The 470-nt window shown below is 67.9% G+C and carries 1 protein-coding gene; it reads right to left on the bottom strand.

The genetic code is table 11. From position 1 onward, the window contains the following. Positions 1–470: flavodoxin-dependent (E)-4-hydroxy-3-methylbut-2-enyl-diphosphate synthase (locus AACY08_RS29325; RefSeq protein WP_339472584.1), on the bottom strand; the 470-nt coding region annotated here is incomplete at both ends.

Raw genomic sequence — 470 nt, 5'->3', positions numbered from 1 at the left:
ACACCATGTGCTTGCCATTGCCGCCGCCGGTGAGGCCGATATCGGTCTCGCGCGCTTCGCCGGGGCCGTTGACGACGCAGCCGAGCACGCTCAGCGACATCGGCGTGCGGATGTGCTGGAGCCGTTCCTCCAGCGCCTGCACCGTGCGGATCACGTCGAAGCCCTGCCGCGCGCATGAGGGGCACGACACCACGCGCACCCCGCGATTGCGGATGCCAAGCGCCTTCAGGATCTCGAAGCCGACGCGCACTTCCTCCTCGGGCTCGGCCGAAAGCGAGACGCGCAGCGTGTCGCCAATGCCGTACCACAAGAGCGAGCCGATCCCGATCGCCGACTTCACCGTGCCGCCGACGAAGCCGCCCGCCTCGGTAATGCCCAGATGCAGCGGGCAATCGACCGTCTCGGCCAGTTGCTGGTACGCCGCCACCGCCAGGAACAGGTCGGACGCCTTTACCGCCACCTTGAATTCG

Source organism: Pseudomonas sp. EL_65y_Pfl1_R83 (assembly GCF_963970695.1).
GTDB lineage: Bacteria > Pseudomonadota > Gammaproteobacteria > Pseudomonadales > Pseudomonadaceae > Aquipseudomonas > Aquipseudomonas tritici.
Note: the sequence above shows the minus strand (reverse complement) of the source record. Positions and strands in the feature narration are given on the sequence as shown.